This window comes from Flavobacterium sp. UBA6135 (genome assembly GCF_002428305.1).
Lineage (GTDB): Bacteria > Bacteroidota > Bacteroidia > Flavobacteriales > Flavobacteriaceae > Flavobacterium.
In genome coordinates, this window is the sequence record NZ_DIVJ01000015.1 from 12,629 (window position 1) to 34,403 (window position 21,775).

22 protein-coding genes are annotated in these 21,775 nt (G+C 35.5%); 9 read left to right on the plus strand and 13 right to left on the minus strand.

Annotation, left to right across the window (positions count from 1 at the left end; all coding sequences use genetic code 11):
- The first annotated feature begins 38 nt into the window (after positions 1-38).
- From B3L86_RS04705 to B3L86_RS04715, 3 genes are read left to right on the plus strand one after another with little or no spacing between them, the layout of a single operon-like run.
- Entirely contained in the window at positions 39-572 is a 534-nt protein-coding gene (locus B3L86_RS04705) for an RNA polymerase sigma factor (RefSeq protein ID WP_291115594.1), read from the plus strand.
- Entirely contained in the window at positions 569-1,363 is a 795-nt protein-coding gene (locus tag B3L86_RS04710; RefSeq protein WP_291115597.1) for an anti-sigma factor, read from the plus strand. The genes B3L86_RS04705 and B3L86_RS04710 overlap by 4 nt, the downstream gene beginning before the upstream one ends.
- Before the next feature lie 60 nt (positions 1,364-1,423).
- Complete coding sequence (locus B3L86_RS04715) at positions 1,424-2,116, plus strand: SIR2 family NAD-dependent protein deacylase (RefSeq protein WP_291115600.1); 693 nt, start codon at positions 1,424-1,426, stop codon at positions 2,114-2,116.
- Here the strand turns inward: B3L86_RS04715 and B3L86_RS04720 are convergent.
- Positions 2,103-2,510, minus strand: coding sequence for a hypothetical protein (locus tag B3L86_RS04720; protein ID WP_291115603.1), 408 nt, complete (start codon positions 2,508-2,510; stop codon positions 2,103-2,105). The genes B3L86_RS04715 and B3L86_RS04720 overlap by 14 nt on opposite strands.
- A gap of 138 nt (positions 2,511-2,648) precedes the next feature.
- Between B3L86_RS04720 and purB the strand changes: the two genes are divergently transcribed.
- From purB to B3L86_RS04735, 3 genes are all read left to right on the plus strand, one after another.
- A complete protein-coding gene (gene purB, locus B3L86_RS04725) occupies positions 2,649-3,995 on the plus strand; it encodes an adenylosuccinate lyase (RefSeq protein ID WP_291115606.1) in 1,347 nt (448 codons plus the stop codon).
- Positions 3,996-4,103: 108 nt separating this feature from the next.
- On the plus strand, positions 4,104-4,706 hold the full coding sequence (locus B3L86_RS04730) for an NAD(P)H-dependent oxidoreductase (protein WP_291115610.1): 603 nt from the start codon (positions 4,104-4,106) through the stop codon (positions 4,704-4,706).
- 3 nt (positions 4,707-4,709) lie between these two features.
- Complete coding sequence (locus B3L86_RS04735; RefSeq protein WP_291115613.1) at positions 4,710-6,593, plus strand: monovalent cation:proton antiporter-2 (CPA2) family protein; 1,884 nt, start codon at positions 4,710-4,712, stop codon at positions 6,591-6,593.
- Between the two features lie 47 nt (positions 6,594-6,640).
- On the opposite strand, the gene guaB is transcribed toward B3L86_RS04735, so the two are convergent.
- From guaB to B3L86_RS04790, 11 genes are all read right to left on the minus strand, one after another.
- A complete protein-coding gene (gene guaB / locus B3L86_RS04740; protein ID WP_291115616.1) occupies positions 6,641-8,113 on the minus strand; it encodes an IMP dehydrogenase in 1,473 nt (490 codons plus the stop codon).
- Between the two features lie 93 nt (positions 8,114-8,206).
- On the minus strand, positions 8,207-8,491 hold the full coding sequence (locus tag B3L86_RS04745) for an addiction module antidote protein (RefSeq protein ID WP_291115618.1): 285 nt from the start codon (positions 8,489-8,491) through the stop codon (positions 8,207-8,209).
- A gap of 27 nt (positions 8,492-8,518) precedes the next feature.
- Positions 8,519-8,743: a type II toxin-antitoxin system RelE/ParE family toxin gene (locus B3L86_RS04750; RefSeq protein ID WP_291115621.1), complete on the minus strand. Its 225-nt coding sequence runs from the start codon at positions 8,741-8,743 to the stop codon at positions 8,519-8,521.
- A 405-nt stretch (positions 8,744-9,148) separates the two neighbouring features.
- Positions 9,149-9,319 carry a hypothetical protein gene (locus B3L86_RS04755; RefSeq protein WP_291115624.1) on the minus strand — a complete coding sequence of 57 codons (171 nt, stop codon included), beginning with the start codon at positions 9,317-9,319 and terminating at the stop codon, positions 9,149-9,151.
- A 183-nt stretch (positions 9,320-9,502) separates the two neighbouring features.
- Positions 9,503-9,802: a type II toxin-antitoxin system RelE/ParE family toxin gene (locus tag B3L86_RS04760; RefSeq protein ID WP_291115627.1), complete on the minus strand. Its 300-nt coding sequence runs from the start codon at positions 9,800-9,802 to the stop codon at positions 9,503-9,505.
- On the minus strand, positions 9,802-10,047 hold the full coding sequence (locus B3L86_RS04765; protein ID WP_291115630.1) for a type II toxin-antitoxin system ParD family antitoxin: 246 nt from the start codon (positions 10,045-10,047) through the stop codon (positions 9,802-9,804). Before B3L86_RS04765 ends, B3L86_RS04760 begins: the two co-directional genes overlap by 1 nt.
- A gap of 94 nt (positions 10,048-10,141) precedes the next feature.
- Entirely contained in the window at positions 10,142-12,148 is a 2,007-nt protein-coding gene (gene ligA / locus B3L86_RS04770; protein ID WP_291115633.1) for an NAD-dependent DNA ligase LigA, read from the minus strand.
- Positions 12,149-12,190: 42 nt separating this feature from the next.
- Positions 12,191-12,667, minus strand: a complete 477-nt coding sequence (locus B3L86_RS04775; RefSeq protein ID WP_291115636.1) for a DUF6495 family protein — start codon at positions 12,665-12,667, stop codon at positions 12,191-12,193.
- Positions 12,668-12,930: 263 nt separating this feature from the next.
- On the minus strand, positions 12,931-13,308 hold the full coding sequence (locus B3L86_RS04780; RefSeq protein WP_291115638.1) for a GxxExxY protein: 378 nt from the start codon (positions 13,306-13,308) through the stop codon (positions 12,931-12,933).
- A complete protein-coding gene (locus B3L86_RS04785) occupies positions 13,290-13,448 on the minus strand; it encodes a hypothetical protein (protein WP_291115641.1) in 159 nt (52 codons plus the stop codon). Before B3L86_RS04785 ends, B3L86_RS04780 begins: the two co-directional genes overlap by 19 nt.
- Positions 13,449-13,562: 114 nt before the next feature.
- On the minus strand, positions 13,563-15,887 hold the full coding sequence (locus tag B3L86_RS04790) for an ATP-dependent helicase (protein ID WP_291115645.1): 2,325 nt from the start codon (positions 15,885-15,887) through the stop codon (positions 13,563-13,565).
- Between the two features lie 264 nt (positions 15,888-16,151).
- On the opposite strand from B3L86_RS04790, the gene B3L86_RS04795 reads away from it, so the two are divergent.
- Together B3L86_RS04795 and B3L86_RS04800 are read left to right on the plus strand one after the other, a co-directional pair.
- The gene (locus tag B3L86_RS04795) at positions 16,152-16,676 is read left to right on the plus strand and encodes a hypothetical protein (RefSeq protein ID WP_291115647.1); all 525 of its coding nucleotides are present in this window, start codon (positions 16,152-16,154) and stop codon (positions 16,674-16,676) included.
- Positions 16,677-16,687: 11 nt separating this feature from the next.
- On the plus strand, positions 16,688-17,290 hold the full coding sequence (locus B3L86_RS04800; protein ID WP_291115650.1) for a transglycosylase domain-containing protein: 603 nt from the start codon (positions 16,688-16,690) through the stop codon (positions 17,288-17,290).
- Between the two features lie 12 nt (positions 17,291-17,302).
- Here B3L86_RS04800 and B3L86_RS04805 read toward each other — a convergent pair whose 3' ends face one another.
- A complete protein-coding gene (locus B3L86_RS04805; protein ID WP_291115652.1) occupies positions 17,303-19,369 on the minus strand; it encodes a M1 family metallopeptidase in 2,067 nt (688 codons plus the stop codon).
- Positions 19,370-19,613: 244 nt separating this feature from the next.
- On the opposite strand from B3L86_RS04805, the gene recG reads away from it, so the two are divergent.
- The gene (gene recG / locus B3L86_RS04810) at positions 19,614-21,719 is read left to right on the plus strand and encodes an ATP-dependent DNA helicase RecG (RefSeq protein ID WP_291115654.1); all 2,106 of its coding nucleotides are present in this window, start codon (positions 19,614-19,616) and stop codon (positions 21,717-21,719) included.
- Positions 21,720-21,775: the final 56 nt, after the last annotated feature.

Genomic DNA, 21,775 nt, shown 5'->3' on the forward strand with positions numbered 1-21,775 from the left:
TCAGTAAATTCATATCTTGGCAACACTAAAAAATAACTATGACACAAGAAGAATTGTTACCGCTAATTTATAAAAAAGAAGAAGGTGCTTTCACTATTTTGTATGACATGTATTCTAAAAGTTTATTTGGCGTTATTTCTAATTTAATAAAAGATAGAGAAGAAGCTGAAGATGTCCTTCAAGATGTTTTTGTAAAAATATGGAAAAATATAGATACCTATTCTGAAAACAAAGGACGTTTTTATACTTGGATAGTTAACATAGCCCGAAATACAGCCATTGACAAACTGCGTTCAAAAGGATTCAACAACAGTCAAAAAAACCTTTCGGCCGACAATTTCGTACATCTGTTGGAAGACAGTTCAAGAATGACAAACAGAATCGATGCTATTGGAATTCAGGAATTTGTTAAAAAACTAAAACCCAAATGTATTAAATTAATTGACCTGCTGTTTTTCAAAGGCTACACGCAACAAGAGGCTTCGGATGAACTCGAAATTCCACTAGGAACCGTAAAAACCCAAAACAGAAATTGCATCACTGATTTAAGAAACTTATTACAAGTAGCATGAGCACACAAGAATACATAGAATCAGGCATTTTAGAACTGTATGTTTACGGTAAACTTTCGGAACCTGAAATGGAAGAAGTTTTCAAAATGGCCGAAGAGCATACTGAAATCAAAGAAGAAATTATTGCCATTGAACGTGCCGTATTGTTTTTGTCCAGTAGTGTTTCACCCAGATTATCAGGCAAAAACTATGAAAACATTAAAAAACAAATTTTTGAAGGAGCCGTAGCTCCTAAAGTGGTTGAAATTAAACCAAAATCAAGTTGGTCCAACTATTTAGGATGGGCTGCTGCACTTGTTTTCCTAGTAGGTGGGTATTATTACCACATGCAAAAACAAGAAGAAGCTACAAATCAAATTGTTACGATTGAAAATGAAAAATCTGAATTGCAAAAAGACATTGTTAATTTAGAATTAACCAACGCTGAAAATCAAGAGTTAATCGCCATTATTCGTGACCCGAAAAACATTGTGGTACCATTGCTTGGCCAAGACGTTGCACCAAAATCGTATGCTAAAATTTACTGGAATCAGGACACCAAAAAAGTATATGTTGACGGTTTAGGATTGCCAAATCCACCGGAAGGAATGGTGTATCAAGTATGGTCGTTAAAATTAAATCCTTTAACTCCTGAAAGTATTGGATTAATTGACAACTTTGGTACTTCCAAAAAACGTTTCTTTGAGATGAATGCTTCTTATGATTCTGAAGCATTTGGAATCACTTTAGAACCTGCCGGCGGAAGTCCGACACCAACACTAGAACAGTTGTTCACTTTAGGAAAAGTGTAAAAAATAATCAAATTTTAAAAATCCTTTCCTCATTGCGATTGAAAGGATTTTTTTTATACCATGAAAAACTTAGTTGTACTTACAGGAGCCGGAATGAGTGCAGAAAGTGGCATAAAAACCTTCAGAGATGCTGACGGTCTTTGGGAAGGTCACAATGTTATGGAAGTAGCCTCTCCCGAAGGTTGGCATAAAAACCCGGAACTTGTTCTCGATTTTTATAACAAACGTAGAAAACAATTGCACGAAGTAACACCCAACCATGGTCATTTTCTATTGGCTGAATTAGAAGCGTTTTTCAACGTTTCCATTATCACTCAAAATGTTGACAATTTGCATGAAAAAGCTGGTAGCTCATCGATTCTTCACCTTCATGGTGAGTTGACAAAAGTGAGAAGCACCAAAAATGAAAACTACATCTTAGACTGGACATCCGATTTGAATTGGGGTGACACAGATGAAGATGGCAATCAACTTCGACCACACATTGTTTGGTTTGGTGAAGCCGTTCCCGCTATTGAAGAAGCCATTACAATTGTTGAAAAAGCTGACTCTATAGCCATTATCGGAACTTCCATGCAAGTGTATCCTGCTGCTGGATTGGTGCATTATGCAAAACCTAACTGTCCTATTTTTTACATCGACCCAAAACCGGCAACAATTTATCAACTCAGTCATCCTTTGGAAGTTATTCCAAAAGGAGCTTCAGAAGGAGTGGCTTTGTTAAAAGATAAATTGTTGGCTATTTTAAAATGAAAATAGTCTTCCATTTTGGATAATAAAAAACGATGATTAAAATTGTGATAGCTAAAGGAATTCCCGTTTCAACCAATTCATGTGGTCGGTTATCCAAGAAATAATGCAATAAAAAGATATTTAAAATAATGGGTAATAAAACGATCGCTCCTATCAAACGAGTTCTCGGAATGACTAATAAAATCCCAGACAAAACCTGAAAGAATCCAATCACAACCAACATTCCTGAATTACACATTCCTGAAATAACTTGTTGGTATTCCAACGGAATGGTACTTTCCGGTCCATACACTTTACATGGCGATAAAAAGTGCTTGTTGATGCCTTTATAAATAAAAAACAACCCCAAAGCGATACTCAAAACTACAATTGCTACTTGGAAAAAACGTTTCATACTATTTTGTTATTTATATTAATTCTAAATTGCAATAGTACTACATTTTTTGGATAAAACCATAAAATACAAAATAAATTTACTTTTACTTTTTGAAGTTTAAAGCTATCTTTGCACTTCGACACAAACACACAACTCATGACATTTTTAAACGAATTAAATGCCATATCTCCAATAGATGGAAGATACCGATCTAAAACAGTTTCACTTGCACCTTACTTTTCTGAAGAAGCCTTAATACGCTACCGCGTGTTGATTGAGATTGAATATTTTATTTCGTTATGTCAAATTCCGTTACCCCAATTAAAAGAAGTTCCTTCAAGCAAGTTTGAAGCGTTGAGAAATTGCTATAAAAATTTCACCTCAGAAGATGCTCTTGCTATCAAAGAAATTGAAAAAACAACCAATCACGATGTAAAAGCGGTGGAGTATTTTATCAAAAATGCTTTTGATGCATTGGGATTAGAAGCTTACAAAGAGTTCATTCATTTCGGATTAACTTCTCAAGATATTAATAACACAGCCATTCCGCTTTCTACAAAAGAAGCTTTTGAAAATGTTTACCTACCACTTTTAATTGGTGTAATTTCCAAATTAAAAGATTTAAGTCAGGAATGGGCAAACATCCCAATGTTGGCCAGAACGCACGGTCAACCTGCCTCTCCTACCCGATTAGGAAAAGAAATTGGAGTTTTTGTAGAACGTTTAGAAGAACAAATGCGTTTGTTATTCAATACGCCTTTTGCTGCTAAATTTGGTGGAGCAACAGGCAATTACAATGCCCATCATGTGGCGTATCCAAACATTGACTGGAAAAAATTTGGTAATGAATTTGTTGAAGATACGTTAGGTTTACACCACTCTTTTCCAACAACACAAATAGAGCATTACGATCATTTTGCTGCATTTTTCGATGCATTAAAACGTATAAATACAATCATAATCGATTTAGACAGAGATATTTGGACATATGTTTCGATGGATTATTTTAAACAAAAAATAAAAGCCGGAGAAATTGGTTCAAGTGCCATGCCGCACAAAGTTAACCCTATTGACTTTGAAAATTCTGAAGGAAATTTAGGAATTGCCAACGCCATTTTTGAGCATTTAGCTGCCAAATTGCCATTATCTCGACTTCAAAGAGATTTAACAGATAGTACGGTTTTAAGAAACATTGGTGTGCCAATCGGACATACCTTAATTGGTTTTGAAGCCACTTTAAAAGGGTTGCACAAACTATTGATCAACGAACCAAAATTTGCTGAAGATTTAGAAAAAAATTGGGCTGTAGTTGCAGAGGCTATTCAAACTATTTTGAGACGTGAAGGGTATCCAAATCCGTATGAAGCATTAAAAGGCTTAACAAGAACCAATGAGGCTATTGATAAAAAGGCTATTCATACGTTCATTCATTCTTTAACTGTTTCAGACGAAATCAAAACGGAACTACTGGCAATAACCCCTTCCAATTATTTAGGAATATAATTGCTTTTTTTAAATCCGAAAGGAATTGCTTTTTAAATCGGAATTTAGTACCTTGTCTCAATTGAAAAATTATCCAATTGATGACAACTAACGCTGTATCGTTACTTTATGACTACAAATAAAATTTTAATCTTATTTGCTCATCCTTTGTTTGAGAAATCCATGATAAATAGGATTTTAATTGAGTATTTGCTGGATTCTCCCAACGTTACTTTACACGATTTATACGAAGAATATCCTGAATTTGATATCGACATCAAAAGAGAACAAGATTTACTGATGGAGCATGATATCATTATTTGGCACCACCCTTTTTATTGGTACAGTTGTCCGCCTTTATTAAAACAATGGATTGATTTAGTTTTAGAATACAATTGGGCGTATGGCAAATCAGGAAATGCTTTAAAAGACAAAATCATCTTCCAAACAATTACTACGGGAGGAAGCGAGGAAAATTATTGTTCAGAAGGTAAAGATCGTTTCACCATTCCTCAACTTCTGGAACCTTTCAATCAAACGGCGATGGTTTGTAAAATGATTTACCTACCTCCATTTGTTATTCACGGAACGCATAAAATGAATTCCAAAGAAGCTCTTGATATGAGCAGAATGTACAATAAATTACTTCAACATTTAATTGAAAATGGAATTGGAAAGGAAACTTTTGAAAACTATCCTTATTTAAACCAATGGATTCAAACAAAACAATAAAACATGGATAACGGATTCTTTGTTCAAGCCATAATTTATTTAGCCGCAGCAGTGGTATTTGTTCCTATTGCCAAAAAAATAGGTCTGAGTTCTATTTTGGGATATCTTTTTGCCGGTATCATTATTGGTCCGTTTGTGTTAGGACTTATTGGTCAAAGAGGTGAAGATATTATGCACTTTGCTGAATTTGGAGTAGTAATGATGCTTTTCCTTATTGGTCTTGAATTAGACCCTCATAAGTTCTGGAAAATGCGAAAGTTTATTCTTGGAATGGGTTCACTCCAAGTAATTAGCACTTCCTTTTTATTATTTCTTTTAGGTGTAATTTTTTATGAATGGTCTTGGCAAGTAGCATTGATAATTGCAATGGCTTTAGCCTTATCATCAACCGCAATTGTATTGCAAACTTTGAAAGAAAAAAGTTTATCACAAACATCAATGGGTCGGGCTTCTTTTGCAGTATTGTTATTTCAAGATATAGCCGTAATTCCTATATTAGCTATAATTCCGCTTTTGGTGTCTGCCAATACCAGCGTACCTCTCGAAGATATAAATCAATCCATTATAGCTGATTTTGCTGCTTGGATTCAAACATTAATAGTTGTTGGAGCCATTCTGGCTGTTTATTTTGCTGGGCGGTATATTTTTGTTCCACTATTGCATGTGGTGGCTAAAACAAGACTTCAAGAACTTTTTACAGCCTCTGCTTTGTTATTGGTTGTTGCGGTTTCTTACTTAATGCAACTGGTAGGTTTGAGCCCTGCTCTTGGAGCATTTATGGCTGGAGTCGTTTTAGCCAATTCTGAATTTCGTCATGAACTCGAGGGAGATATTGCCCCTTTCAAAGGATTGCTTTTAGGTTTGTTTTTTATTGGCGTTGGGGCCTCCATCAATTTTCAATTAATTATTGATAATCCTTTTTTTATTTTAGTTTTTGGTTTGACATTACTAATTATTAAATTTTTAGTGTTATTTACTATTGGAATACTTTATAAAAAACAATCCGACCAAAATTTTCTGTTTTCTTTTGGACTTAGTCAAGCCGGGGAATTTGGATTTGTCATCATGAGTTTTTCCATGCAATTAAACATCATTCCAAATATGTTGGCCAATCAAATATTAGCCATAATTGCATTGAGTATGCTCTCTACACCTTTTCTGTTGTTAATCAATGAAAGATGGATTGACCCTTATTTTGGAGTAAAAGAAAAAGTAAAGAAGAAAGCAGATGATATAGAAGAACAACACGAAGTCATTATTGCGGGTTTTGGCCATTTTGGCAGCACCATTGGTCGACTTCTGAAAGCAAATGGAGTGAAAGCCACCATTCTTGATCACGATTCAGAACGGGTTGATTTACTTCGTAAAATGGGATTTAAAGTATATTATGGTGATGCCACCCGATTGGAGTTATTAAAAGCAGCAGGTGCAGAAGACGCCAAACTTTTTATTGCAGCCATTGATAATCCTTCGGTGAATTTAAATGTGGTTGAAATCATCCGTAAGAACTTTCCAAACCTCAAAATTCTTACCCGAGCTCGAAACAGAATTGATGCCTATGAACTCATTGACCACGGAGTGGAAAACATTTATCGTGAGACCTTATATACGGCGGTTCATTTGGGTGTTGATGCGTTAACTCAATTGGGACACAGAAAATATTCTGCCACAAGACAAGGCCAACGTTTTATAAAATATGACGAAGCCTCCATAAGAGAATTGGCTGCCAAACGTCATGATAAAATGGCTTATTTAGTAACAGCTCAAGAACAAATTGAATTACAGGAACAAATTTTAAAAAATGACTTGTACACCAATTTCGAAGCTAAAGATCATGCCTGGGATAGTGCCTTTTTGAAAAGAGAAATCAACAACGATGACAAATAAAAAAGACGTCAAATTTGACGCCTTTTCTACTTATTTAGTTTTAAAACTTATCTTGAATAATTCGGAGCTTCTTTGGTAATCGTTACATTATGTGGATGACTTTCGCCAATGCCACTGGCTGTAATTCGAACAAAACGTCCGGTTTCTTGTAATGTTGGAATATCTTTTGCACCGCAATAACCCATTCCGGCTCTTAAACCGCCAATGAATTGTTGCATACTTTCATTCAATTCACCTTTGTAAGGAACACGACCTACTATTCCTTCCGGAACTAGTTTCTTCACATCGTCTTCCACATCTTGAAAATAACGATCTTTTGAACCTTCTTGCATGGCTTCCACAGAACCCATTCCACGATAGGATTTGAATTTTCTTCCTTCAAAAATAATCGTCTCACCCGGAGATTCTTTTGTTCCAGCTAAAAGCGAACCTAACATGACACAATCCGCTCCTGCAGCAATTGCTTTTGGAATATCACCTGTATATCGAATACCACCATCAGCAATTACCGGAACACCACTACCTTTAATAGCAGCAGCAACTTCCAACACCGCAGAAAATTGTGGAAAACCAACTCCGGCAACCACACGAGTAGTACAAATTGAACCGGGTCCGATTCCTACTTTCACCGCATCAGCTCCATTTTCAACTAAATATTTAGCAGCTTCGGCTGTGGCAATATTTCCAACTACTACATCCAAATGAGGGAATTTGGCTTTCACTTCTTTTAAAACAGTTACTACTCCTTTGGTATGACCGTGAGCCGTATCAATAATCACTGCATCAACACCTGCATTTACTAAAGCCGTTGCTCTTTCTAACGCATCAGGAGTAACTCCCAAAGCAGCAGCAACACGCAAACGACCAAATTTATCTTTGTTGGCTATTGGTTTTTGAGTCAGTTTTGTAATATCTCTGAAGGTAATTAACCCAACCAATTTGTAGTTTTTATCAATAACCGGAAGTTTTTCAATTTTGTTTTTTTGCAAAATTCCTTCTGCTTGTTGCAAGGTTGTCCCTTCTTCAGCCGTAATTAAATTTTCGGCCGTCATGACTTCTAAAATCGAACGGGAATTTATTTTCTCAAAACGCAAATCACGATTGGTTACAATACCTTTTAGAATACCGTTTTCATCCACCACAGGAATTCCACCAATACTAAATTCACGCATCGCTGCTTTTGCATCACCAACAGTTGCTGTTAAAGGTAAAGTTACAGGATCCAAAATCATTCCGGCTTCCGCTCGTTTTACTTTACGAACTTTAGCGGCTTGTTGTTCAATGGTCATGTTTTTGTGCAAAACACCAATGCCGCCTTCTTGAGCCATGGCAATTGCCATCGAACTTTCGGTAACAGTATCCATCGCAGCCGAAATAATTGGAACGTTTAACGTGATATTTCGAGAAAATTTAGATTGAATGCTTACGTCGCGTGGTAAAACTTCTGAGTAGTTGGGAATCAACAGAACATCGTCATAGGTCAAACCCTCTCCAACGATTTTTGTTTCATGTGCTTTCATGGTTGCAATTTGTAGTTAAATTGCGTGCAAATATACGCTTTTTTTTGAATTGCTGCAATTGAATGTCTTCATAACTTAGTAAGATTACATTTTTTAAGCAGAAATAGGATTCACTTGAATTTGTCCGCCAATTGCTTTTAAAACTTTCATTATTGTCGCAAATTGTGGTTTTGCTCCATCAGATAAGGCTTTGTACAAACTCGGTCTACTCATTCCTGTTTCTTCTGCAATTTTCGTCATTCCAATCGCTTTTGCCACATGACCAATTGCATTAATAATATCAGCATCGTTTCCTTCTTCAAGAACAATATTGAGATATTCTGCAATCATTTCTTTGTTATCTAAATAGTCTGCAATATCAAATTTAGTAGTGTTCATTTTTTAATTATTTAATTTTTTCCAAATTTACTCACGCGTTTTAATCTTTTTTTGGTGTTCGTGATACGCTTTGCTTAATTCCTTAGCTTTCTTAATGTCATTTTGTTGGGTCGATTTATCACCACCAATTAAGAGAACAATTATTTTTCCGTCGATTTCTTTAAAATAAATTCGATAACCTTTGGAAAAATTCACTTTCAATTCGCGAATGCCATCTCCAACCGGTTCACAATCTCCAAAGTGTTCGTCCAATTTTATTTCTGAATTCGAAACAAAATTTTTGCTTTAGCTTTCAAATCTTTTAGCTTTTGCAACCATTTGTCAAATTCTTGTGTTTTTTCAATCAAAAACATACACATTGTATCTAGTTGGATACAAAGTTACTTAAAATTTTTGGTTATTTAAAATTAAGATTCGATTTTTGGAACTTCGGTAAAAATTAAATATATCGCTTACAAAGATAAAGTCAATTTCTTCGAGGTCTGGAGACGATTGAAGAGCAAGGTTTTATGTCGTGAATTTGTTTGTTTTGGGTTGTTTTTCTAAAAAATCGGGAGGCCTTCCATTAGTCGCTTCCCGCTTTTAAGAAAAAACTAAACCGCAACTGCACAAAGATTTCCGCTGCAATACGGGCTAGGGAATTGTGCTTTTAAATTACTATTCTTCAGATATTTCTTTTTCCAAGGAAGAATTACGATTCAATTCTTCAATCTTGAATTTTTTATATCCTAATTCAAGTTCATCACGTTCTTTAGTTCCTAACTTTCCATAATTTTTCTCTTTGAATTCTTCGAGAGTTGATATGGTTATATTTTTTGTAACATTCATAGATTTAAATTATTTATTTAACATCCTCAAAAAATCATCTTCACTAATAATCGGAACTTTTAATTGTGAGGCTTTCTCCAATTTTAAAGACCTCGCATTTAAAAAACTAAATAATTTAGTTTGTTTTTCTTTCAATCTGTTTTAATATGATGTGCTTGATATTTTACTGAAGATTTTAAGCATTTATTCTTTTAATCTACTTTCAATATCCATTTTTTCATGAAGAACTCTAATAACCTCAATCTCGTTAAACTTATTTTTTTTGAAGAATACTAAATGAGATTTTACTTTAGAATACCGATATGATTTTCTAATAGATTCAAAATCTCTTGCCATTTGAAAGTTTTGAGCAATAAATTCAATCTCGTCTAAAATTAAATTATAGTAACGATCTGCTTGTTCAACAGACCAATTCTCGGCTGTGAACACCCAAATTTTATTGATATCTTCAATAGCTTTTTCGCTGATAATATATTCAGCCATTATTTTTGAAAAGTAGCTTTAAGTTGTTCAAGGTTTTTATTTCGGTCAAAATTTTTAACCCGACCGCTTTTTTCTCCAATTTTAAGCTCGTTTATTAGCGATTTTTTTTTGTTTTCCTCCTCTTCAAAAAACCGCAACGCAGTTCTAACAACTTCACTAACAGAGCTATATTCACCGGAGGCTATTTTTTCGTTAATGAAATTCTCAAAGTAATCACCCAACAATATTGAAGTATTTCGAGCCATAATTTTTTTTATTGCTAAAATACCAAGTTTTGGTATTTAAAGCAAGTATTTTTAAGATTTTTTTGGAGTTAAAAAAAACTTTTGAATTGCATTTTTAAAAACTTTTATCATTAGAAAGCATCCCCAAAAAATCATCTTCACTAATAATCGGAACTTTCAATTGTGATGCTTTTTCCAATTTTGCCGGTCCCATATTATCACCTGCAATTACAAAATTCGTTTTTGCTGAAATGGAACTGCCTACTTTTCCTCCATGATCTTCAATGGCTTTTTTCAATTCATCACGTGAGAATTTTTCAAACACACCGGAAACTACAAACGTTTTTCCTTCTAATACATCACTTACAACTGTTGATTTGGATTCATCTAAAGTTAATTGAACCCCAACATTTTTAAGTCGCTCCACAGTGATTCTATTTTCAGGATTCTCAAAAAACTCAATCACACTTTGAGCAATTTTATCGCCAATTTCATCTACCAAAATCAAATCCATTAAACTGGCATTCGCAATAGCATCTATATTTTTATAATGTTTGGCTAATTTTTTAGCGACAGTTTCGCCAACATACCGAATTCCCAACGCATACAAAACCCGTTCAAACGGAACTTCTTTTGACTTTTCAATGCCGTTGATTAAATTCTCTGCACTTTTTTGAGCCATTCGTTCCAACGGAAGAATTTGTTCGATCTTTAAATCATATAAATCCGCATAATTTTTCACTAATCCATTTTGATAAAGCAACGCCACTGTTTCACCACCCAAACCTTCAATATCCATTGCTTTTCGGGTAATGTAGTGCTGAATGCGACCAACAATCTGTGGCGGACAACCATAAAAATTCGGACAATAATGATTGGCTTCGCCTTCTTTTCGCTCTAAAGCGGTTTGGCATTCGGGACAATTTGTAATGTAAACTGTTGGAAACGATTCATTTCCTCTTTCAGCCACCGCAATAATTTTCGGAATAATTTCGCCGCCTTTTTCTACAAAAACTTTATCGCCGATGCGAATATCTAATTTTTCAATTTGATCGGCGTTGTGCAACGAAGCTCTTTTCACAATCGTTCCAGCCAATTGTACCGGTTCTAAATTGGCAACAGGCGTAATTGCTCCTGTTCTTCCCACTTGATACGAAATGGAATTTAATCGGGTGGAAACTTGTTCCGATTTGAATTTATATGCCATTGCCCAACGAGGCGATTTGGCCGTATAACCTAATTCGTCTTGGTGTTGCAAACTGTTGACTTTGATTACTACACCATCGGTTTCATAAGGTAAATCGTGGCGATGTACATCCCAATAGGTGATGAATTCCAACACTTCTTGCATATTCTTCGCCAGTTTTGCTTGACTTGGTACTTTGAAACCCCAGTTTCTAGCCGTTTCCAAACCTTCAAATTGTGTTTTGAAAGGAAGATTATTTCCCACAATAAAATACAACAAACAATCTAAAGGTCGTTTGGCAACCTCAGCACTATCTTGTAATTTTAAACTTCCGGAAGCTGTGTTTCTTGGATTGGAATAAGGTGTTTCACCAATTTCTATCAACTCCTGATTCATCTTTTCAAATCCGGCAAATGGAAGAATTATTTCACCTCGAATATCGAACTTCGGTGGATAATTTCCTTTTAATTGCAATGGTATGGAACGTATGGTTTTAATATTATTCGTCACTTCATCCCCTTGAAAACCATCGCCACGCGTCACGGCTTTTTTTAACTTTCCGTTTTCATACGTGATGCTGATGGAAGCTCCGTCGTATTTTAATTCACACGTATAGTCCAAATCAACATTTCCTAATATTTTTTGAATTCGAACTTCCCAATCCATCAAATCTTCTGTGGAATACGAATTATCCAACGAATACATTCGATGTTCGTGAGCCACCGTATTGAAATTCTTAGTGATGCTTCCTCCTACGCGTTGCGTGGGTGAATTTTCATCAAAAAACTCAGGATGTTGCGTTTCCAACTCTTGTAATTGTTTCAATAATTGATCAAATTCAAAATCGGAAATGGTGGGTTTGTCCAACACATAATAGTTGTGGTTGTGTTGGTTAAGTTCGTCACGAAGGGATTGAATTTTTGATTGGATATCCATACTGAGTTGCTGAGGTTCTGAGTTACTGAGATGCTGAGTTTTTTACTTTGCGTTGACTATTTTATCAATTTGCTGGTACAATTGGCCGTCACTTAAAATCGCTCCTTGTTGGATGATGTCAAAAATAGCGGCATTGCGTTCGCCTTGGTATTCTTTTCGTCCCACATGAATGTCGATAGCATCGGTAAACAAATTATTGACCATCCATTCCAATCCTTTGGAAGTCATGAAATCAACTTCGGGTTCTAGTGTTTTTAGAACAATCGATTGTACTTCGGTTTCCAAACAATGAAACAAGAAGATATGGTTCTTTGAAAAATGTTCTAAATAATTGGTCTGACTCAAAACACCTTCCCAAATTAAATCAGAGAAAACATCTAATTCTTGTTCCGCTACTTCGTGTTTGTTGGTTTTAATATCATCCCATTCTTTTTTGTCAATGGATTGGGTGGCTAAAAAATTAGCGAATTCTTGGTGGAGGGCTTCGAATTGTTCTTTGGTTAGTCTTGAATATTTCATTTTATTTCTCGCTTTTTTTCTAGCGTCTATTTTTGTTTCTCGCGGTTTTTGTCTCTCGCAGGGACGCAAAGGCTTAGTGTTTATTTTACTTAAACTGTTTTTTTTTTACGTTTTTGTTTCTCGCGGTTTTTGTCTCTCGCTGATTTTGTTTCTCACAAAGACGCAAAGGCTTTGTGTTCATTATACTTAACTATTTTTTATTTCTCGCTTTTTGTTTCTCGCAATCCCGCAGAGTCATAATTTTTTTGTTACTATTTTCTATTTTAAAGCCCATTTACTATTCTTCTGATTCCATTTTTTATTAATGGTTCATTGAAATTAGCAAGTAAACCTAATTTACAATGTGTTATTTTTAAATAAGTCAAAAGTTGCTTTGGAGCTACATTAGAGATTTGTTCAACAGATTTCAATTCAACTATTACTTTATCTTCTACAATTAAATCAGCTCGAAATCCAATATCCATAACTAACTCATCCCAATAAACAGGTAGTGCTTTCTGTCTTTCAACTTTTAAACTTAATTTCGTTAACTCATAATATAGTATCTCTTCGTAAACACTTTCTAACAAACCAGGACCAAGCTTTTTATGTATTTTGTAACATAAATCTACAATTATTGTGGCTATTTCGTTTTCTGACATATTTCTTCTTTTATTTCTCGCCCATTTTTGTTTTTCTCTTTTTTGTTTTTCTCTTTTTTGTTTTTCTCTTTTTTGTTTCTCGCTTCTATTGTTTCTCGCAAAGACGCAAAAAAATTAACTTTATAAATTAATTTAAACATGTTGTTCTTCTTTGTAAACATATTTAAATTTCCTAATCTTTGCGGCTCTAAAATTTTGCGTCTTTGCGACTTTGCGAGAAATCAAATCTTCAACTTTGTGAGAAATTAAAAACTTTAACCAATAACGTCAAGTTTCGCAAACCGCAACAACAACTTCTTAATCCCACCCACATCAAATTTAATCTCTGCTTTTTTGTCGGCTCCTACTCCTTCTAAGTTTAACACTTCGCCTTTTCCGAAACGTTCGTGCATGACGATGTTGCCGGGGACTAACTTTGAATCAAACAAATTTGCACTTGTCGGAGCATTTCCTGTCACGGGTTTTAGTTTACGAATGGTGGAAGACGGTTCTTCGCCATAACGTTTCGGTGGAGTTCCGTTAGTCGGTTTTGCTAATCGCAATTTGGATTTGTCTACATCACCAAAAATATCCATATCCATCATTGGTTTGTAGCGATAACCCGTTTCGGTGTGACTGATGTATTCCAAATACTGGTCGTCAATTTCTTCAATAAAGCGAGAAGGTTCACTGTCCATTAATTTTCCCCAACGGTAACGCGATTGAGCATAAGTCAAATAGGCTTGGTGTTCGGCTCTGGTTAGTGCGACATAAAACAAACGGCGTTCTTCTTCCAACTCACTACGGGTGTTTAAACTCATGGCACTCGGAAACAAATCTTCTTCCATTCCTACTACAAAAACAGTGGGGAATTCCAACCCTTTTGCCAAGTGAATGGTCATTAAAGCCACGCGATCATCATCGCCGGTATCTTTATCCAAATCGGTTGCCAGAGCTACATCTTCCAAGAATTCCGATAAGGCTCCTCGAGCTCCGTCAATTTCTTTTTGACCTTCGGTGAAGTCTTTGATACCGTTTAATAATTCTTCGATATTTTCAATTCGGGCAATTCCTTCCGGTGTGCCGTCTTTTTTTAATTCTTGAATCAAACCTGTTTTCTTAGACACATGTTCGGCAAGAAAAAAGGCATCTTGATTTTCGTTGATGACTTGAAAACTTTTAATCATCATCACAAAATCTTCCAACTTTCGTTTGGTTCCTGAATTGAGTTTGAGGTCAATCTTGTCAATATTTTCCATGACTTCAAAAATGGAACGCTTGTAATGATTGGCTGCAACGGTTAATTTCTCCACCGTACTATCACCAATTCCACGAGCCGGATAATTGATGACACGGACTAATGCTTCTTCATCTTTTGGATTGATGACCAAACGCAAATAACACAACACATCCTTAATTTCTTTGCGTTGGTAAAACGATAGTCCACCGTAAATACGATACGGAATGTCGCGTTTTCGCAACGCATCTTCCATGGCACGGGACTGAGCATTGGTGCGATACAAAATAGCAAACTCGCCATTTTTCATTTGGTTACGCATCTTTTCTTCAAAAATGGTAGAAGCTACAAATCGACCTTCTTCTCCGTCGGTGATGCTGCGGTTCACTTTTATTTTGGGTCCGTCCTGATTATGCGTCCAAACGACTTTCTCTAACTTGGTTTTGTTTTTATCGATGATGGAATTGGCCGCTTGTACAATATTTTTCGTAGAACGATAATTTTGTTCCAAGCGAAACATCTGTACATCCGCATAATCTTTCTGAAAATTCAAGATATTATTGATGTTCGCTCCACGAAATGCATAAATACTTTGGGCATCATCACCTACCACACAAATATTCTGAAAACGATCGGACAAGGCACGAACAATCAAATACTGCGAATGGTTCGTATCTTGGTACTCATCCACCAAAATGTAGCGAAAACGGTCTTGGTATTTGGCCAACACATCCGGAAAACGATTCAATAATTCATTGGTTTTTAATAATAAATCATCAAAATCCATTGCTCCCGATTTGAAGCAACGTTCCACATAATTATTGTAGATTTCACCAATTCGCGGTTTTTTGCTCATGGCATCTTGTTCCTGCAATTCGGGATTATTGAAATAGGCTTTTACGGTTATCAGTGAGTTTTTATAAGATGAAATGCGACTGAAAACCTGTTTGGGTTTATAAATATCTTTGTCGAGTTGCATTTCTTTGATAATGGCCCCGATTAAACGCACACTATCCTGAGCGTCATAAATAGTAAAATTGCTTGGATACCCTAATTTCTCCGCTTCGATGCGAAGAATTTTTGCAAAAACGGAGTGAAACGTACCCATCCACAGGTTTTTCGCTTCATTACTTCCCACGATATCAGAAATACGTTTCTTCATTTCGCGAGCGGCTTTGTTGGTAAAAGTAAGCGACAAAATATTGAACGCATCAACTCCCAAGCTCATTAAATAAGCAATCCGCATCGTAAGAACCCTTGTTTTTCCTGAACCTGCTCCCGCGATTACAATCATTGGACCGTCTTTTTGGAGTACGGGTGCACGTTGGGCTTCGTTGAGTTGATTAATATATTCGTTTATCATAGTGTTTTTAGCAAAGTTCAAAAATAAGCTTACTTATGATTTATTACAATTAAAATTGTAACGAATTATCAACTAAAATTCTATTTTTGCAGGAAACGTTTTAGCCCCGATAGAAGTGGAAAACATTTTTTTGTAAAGGCTTTTTTTTCTTGGCAAAAAAAAGCGACCAACGGAAGCTCTTTTTTTGACTTTAGAAAAAAAGATTTTACAAGAAAATTTTGAAACGAATAGCGGGAAATAGCTCCAAATTAAAAAATACAAACTATGGAATCAATTAAATGGATTGAACTTTTATCGTATACTTTGCCGGCAATTATAACGGGAATTGTGGCCTATTCTTTTTTTCATTTGAATTTAAAAAATGACTCCGACAAACGAAAATATTTGTTGCTAAAGGAATTGCACAAAGTAGCTTTACCCATGCGTTTACAAGCCTATGAACGGATGGTTTTGTATCTGGAACGTATCAATCCGGCCAAATTACTGATTAGAATTGCACCGCTTTCTGATGATAAAACCGCGTATGAAAACTTATTAATTCAACAAATTGAGCAAGAATTTGAACACAATTTAACCCAACAAATTTATATTACGGAAGATTGTTGGACAGTTATTTCAACAGCCAAAAATACCATTATTCAAAACATTAGAAAAGCGGCAATGAGTGACAAAGTGGAAACTTCTAACAAATTACGCGAAGTCATTTTAAGTGATTTGTTGGAAAAACCTTCGCCAAGTTATGTGGCTATCAGCTATTTGAAAGCTGAAGTGATTAATTTGATGAGTTAGTTCCCTATCTTATGAAAAAGATTGCAATAAAAGTTTTAAAAATTACAATATTACTATTTTTGGTCTTGGTTGTGATCTATCAATTGCTTTTAAGTGATTATAATCCAATGTTTAAAAGAGATGATTTTATTGCAATAAGAGAAGAAATTAATAAATCAAAAAACGAAGATTACAGACCATTTTTAAATCTTTACAACAAAATTTATGTTCCAAGTAGCATTAAATTTTACAGTTTAAAAAATAGCAAATTAGGTTTACCAAAAGAGGATTGTCCCTGTTTAGACGTTGCTAGATATTATGGAGCAAATAATTTAAGAAATTTTAAAATACCTTTTGTTAAAGTATTATATACATTAAAAATAGAAAAAGAGTTTAAACAGGAAGATTGTTTGAAGTTAATTTTGACAAAAGCTGATTTGTTATATGGAAATAAAGGAATAAAAGAAGCTTCAATTTATTTTTATGATAAAAAACTTCATGACTTAAATGAAAGAGAATTGCTAGAATTAGTCATTATGTTGGAGAACCCAATTCTCTACAACCCCAAAAGGAATAGAGAAATTCGACAAAATAAAATTTTAGTCTATGAAAAGTTTTTAGAAAAAAGTAAATAATTCCCTTTAAACTTAATTCGACAACAACCGTTTCAATTGACTTTGTTCCGCAGCGTTTAAACTTGGAAGCATTTCTTCAAAATACTTTTTGTGCCTTTCGGTTTTAACTAATTCCCGAATTTGATTCCGGGCAAAAAGCGTAAACTGCCATTTGTGATGCGTCGTGGCATTGACTAAATTTTTCAAAATATTATGATCGTTCGGATTCAAAAACAACAAATTGGTTAACGCATTCTGACGAATGGAACTTTCAAATTTAGGCGAACTATACGACATTAATTCGTCATAAAAATGCACTTTATTTTCGTTTTGATAGTCTTTCGTCATCAACGCTAATGTGAGCCAAAGTATCCGTAGGTTTTTATCATTAAACCCAATCCAATCTTTGGATTGATTTAAATAATCCGCTTGTTTTTCGGGGAATAAATTCCATAAAGTGCCTAATGCAATTTCTTTGGTGATATAGGATGCATCTTCTAAAAGTGATTCATAATTGGATTGAAAAGGGATTGGTATTTCCACCATAATTCGGGCGATGGCTTGACGTACTTTTACATTATTTCCATCCAATGCTATTGTAAGTAAGGCTTCTTTTTCTTCAAAAGGTACTTCGGCCAATTGAAAAACCACTTCTTCTTTGAGCGGATAAAAAGCGTCACTTTTTAAAAGTTTTTCCAATGTTGATTTCTTTTCCGAAAAAGGTTTGGATTGTAATTCTACCAATTCCAAATAGGATGTCATGAACTTGTTTTTTCGAAGTAAAGCCAAAGCCTGATTGACTTCAAAACCGGATTGTTCCAACCAAACGCGTTTAAAGTTTTTAGTATCAAAAGATGCAACCGCTTTTACTTCGTTTAAAAAAGCATCAGTGTTTACGTTGCTAAAACTGTGTTTTTTTAGATAGTTTTTTATTGCTTTTTGAAAATTAGCAGCTCCGATTGTTTCTCTTAAATAATGCAATGCCCAAGCTCCTTTTTGGTAAAAGGTGAGCGAACTGGCTTTTTCGTTGAGCAACGGAATCGTATCTGTTTTGGAATTTTGTTGCAAACGCTCGGCCATTTCGTATAATTCCCATTGAAAATGATCATCGCCAAAGAGTTCTTTTTCGGCCAATAACGCATAATACGTAGCAAAACCTTCCTGCAACCAATGGTGTTTTCCCGTTTCTGCTGTGATTAAATTGCCAAACCATTGATGAGCCAATTCGTGAGCGTTGACGTTGATGTACGTTTTGTCATTAAACCCTATTGCATCCACCACAAAATCCTGAGCAAAAATGGTAGTAGTGGTGTTTTCCATTCCGGAATATAAAAAATCACGAACGGGCACTTGACGATAGATTTCCCAAGGGTACTTCACGCCTATTTCTTGTTCAAAAAAATCGAAAATTTGCGTGGTGTATTGATAAGTGGTTTCAAATTTATCGACATCTTTTTGATCTAAATAAAATTCTAAAGGTGTGCCGAATTTGGTTTTCGTGGTTTGCTTTGCAAATTTTCCAATGGTCATCATCACTAAATAGGAAGACATGGGTTTGGACATTTTATAATGCCAGGTTTTGACATTGTTATTGACATTGACATTGCTATTGTTTAATTTTCCATTAGAAAGGACTTCAAATGCCGAGTCAAATTGTATGGACAAATTGAAAATCACTTTTTCATTCACATCATCAAAACTAGGTAACCAATGACTGGTGTATTTTCCTTGTCCTTGTGTCCAGATTTGTAAATTTTCAGCTTCGCCAATAAAATAAAGGGTTTGCTTTGGAATAGCAGTATAATTAAAAGTCAAAGTGTTTTTCCCTTTTTTAAAGCCTTCGAATAGTTGGAGTTTTTTAGTTGTATTTTTAAAGTTGACGGATTTACCATTGATTTTTACGTTAGTAAAATCCATTTTGATGGCATCAATGGCGATGGTATCAATTGGTTTTAGAACTTCAAATTGATAGTTGACTTCGCCATAAATGGATTTTTCAATGGCATTCGGTTGTAAAGTAGCGTGTACTGTTTTAAAATCAACTTTTTGGGTTTGTTGAGCGAAGGAAAAAGAAAAAAGGAATAAAAATAGGTATCGCATGGTTGTTTCACAGAGTTTCACAAAGTTATACAAAGATACGCAAAGATTTGAACGCGGATGAAACAGATTGGCTTCGCCAAATGCAGATTAGAACGGATTTTATCATACACTAGAATCAATCTTAATGAACCTTAATTCCTTAATGGTTTAAGAAATGTAGTTACTTCAATTTTTAAATACCTTACAAAAAAACTATCTTCGCTTTTAATTGCTCTTGTCATTGACATTGCAATTGCCATTGAAAATGAACGACATCCTACAAACACCAATCGAATACCTCAAAGGCGTGGGTCCTTCCCGTGGCGAAATGCTGCGAAAGGAACTCAGTATTCATCGGTATGGTGATTTATTGACGTTGTTTCCCAACCGATATATCGACCGAACGCGGTATTATAAAATCAATGAGTTGCAAGCCGGAAATACAGAGGTACAAATTGTCGGCAAAATCATTCACATCAAAACGGTTGAACAAAAAAAAGGCCGAGGTCGTTTGGTTGCCACATTTGTAGATGAAACCGGCGAAATGGAATTGGTTTGGTTCCAAGGTCAAAAATGGGTTCGCGAAAGTTTAAAACTCAACACGCCATATGTTGCTTTTGGAAAAGTCACCCCTTTTTCGGGACAGTTTAACATGGCTCATCCGGAATTGGAACTGTTGGAAGAACACAAGCAAAGTCTGCGTTCGGCCATGCAACCCGTGTATCCTTCTACAGAAAAGTTGACACAAAGAGGAATTTCCAATCGCTCCATCAACAAAATGATGCAGCAATTGTTTGTGGAAACACAAGCCCGTTTTTTGGAAACTTTACCTGCATATTTACTGGATGAATTGAAACTGATTCCCAAAAATGCCGCATTGTTTAACATTCATTTTCCTAAAAGTCAAGAGTTATTGGCTAAAGCCCAATTTCGTTTAAAATTTGAGGAATTGTTTTTTATTCAACTGCAATTAATCACGAAGAATCTTATTCGGAAACACAAAATTAAAGGGCATCCATTTGAAAAAATTGGTGATTATTTTAATGATTTCTATCAAAATCATTTGCCGTTTGAATTGACCAATGCTCAGAAAAAAGTGTTGAAGGAGATTCGCAACGACTTAGGCAGCAATGCCCAAATGAACCGACTGTTACAAGGTGATGTGGGTTCAGGAAAAACCATTGTAGCCTTACTTTGTATGCTGATTGCTTTAGACAATGGTTTTCAAAGTTGTTTGATGGCTCCTACGGAAATTCTGGCAACGCAACATTTTAATGGGTTAACGGAACTAGCCAAAGATTTGAATATCAACATCAAACTATTGACCGGTTCTTCCAAAACATCGGAACGTAAAATCATTCACGAACAATTGGAATCAGGTGAGTTGCATATCATCATTGGAACGCATGCCTTGTTAGAAGATAAAGTACAATTTCAAAATTTGGGATTGGCCATTATTGATGAACAACATCGCTTTGGTGTGGAACAACGGTCAAAACTATGGAAGAAAAACGACATTCCACCCCATGTTTTGGTCATGACAGCTACGCCTATTCCGCGAACGTTAGCAATGAGTTTGTATGGCGATTTGGATATTTCGGTGATTGACGAATTACCACCGGGACGAAAACCGATTCAAACCGTGCATCGCTATGATTCCAACCGATTGAAAGTTTGGAAATTTTTAAAAGATGAAATTGCTAAAGGCCGTCAAATTTATATTGTGTATCCCTTGATTAACGAAAGTGAAAAAATGGATTACAAAGATTTGATGGATGGTTACGAAAGTATTTCAAGAGATTTTCCGTTGCCGCAGTACAGTGTTTCTATGGTGCACGGACAAATGAAAGCGGCGGATAAAGAAGCCGAAATGCAACGTTTCGCTGCCGGAAAAACCAATATTATGATCGCAACTACCGTGATTGAAGTGGGCGTTAACGTCCCCAACGCCAGTGTGATGGTCATTGAAAGTGCCGAGCGATTTGGTCTATCGCAACTGCACCAACTTCGCGGTCGTGTGGGTCGCGGTGCCGAACAGAGTTATTGCATTTTAATGACGAGCCACAAACTGAGTAACGATAGCAAAACCCGATTGGAAACGATGTGTCGTACCAACGACGGTTTTGAAATTGCCGAAGTCGATTTAAAACTTCGCGGACCGGGAGATTTAATGGGAACACAACAAAGCGGTGTGTTGAATCTACAGATTGCTGATTTGGTGCGTGATCGTGATATTCTGCAAATTGCCCGACATGAAGCGATGAAACTCCTGAAAAAAGATGCTTCCATGACCTTACCGGAACATCAAACCTTGCGAATGGTCTTTATAGAAATGAGCAAAAAGAAGACTATTTGGAATTATATTAGTTAGGAGTTGGGAGTTTAGAGTTTAGAAGTTTAAGTGTTTAAAAGTTTAAAAGAGTTTAA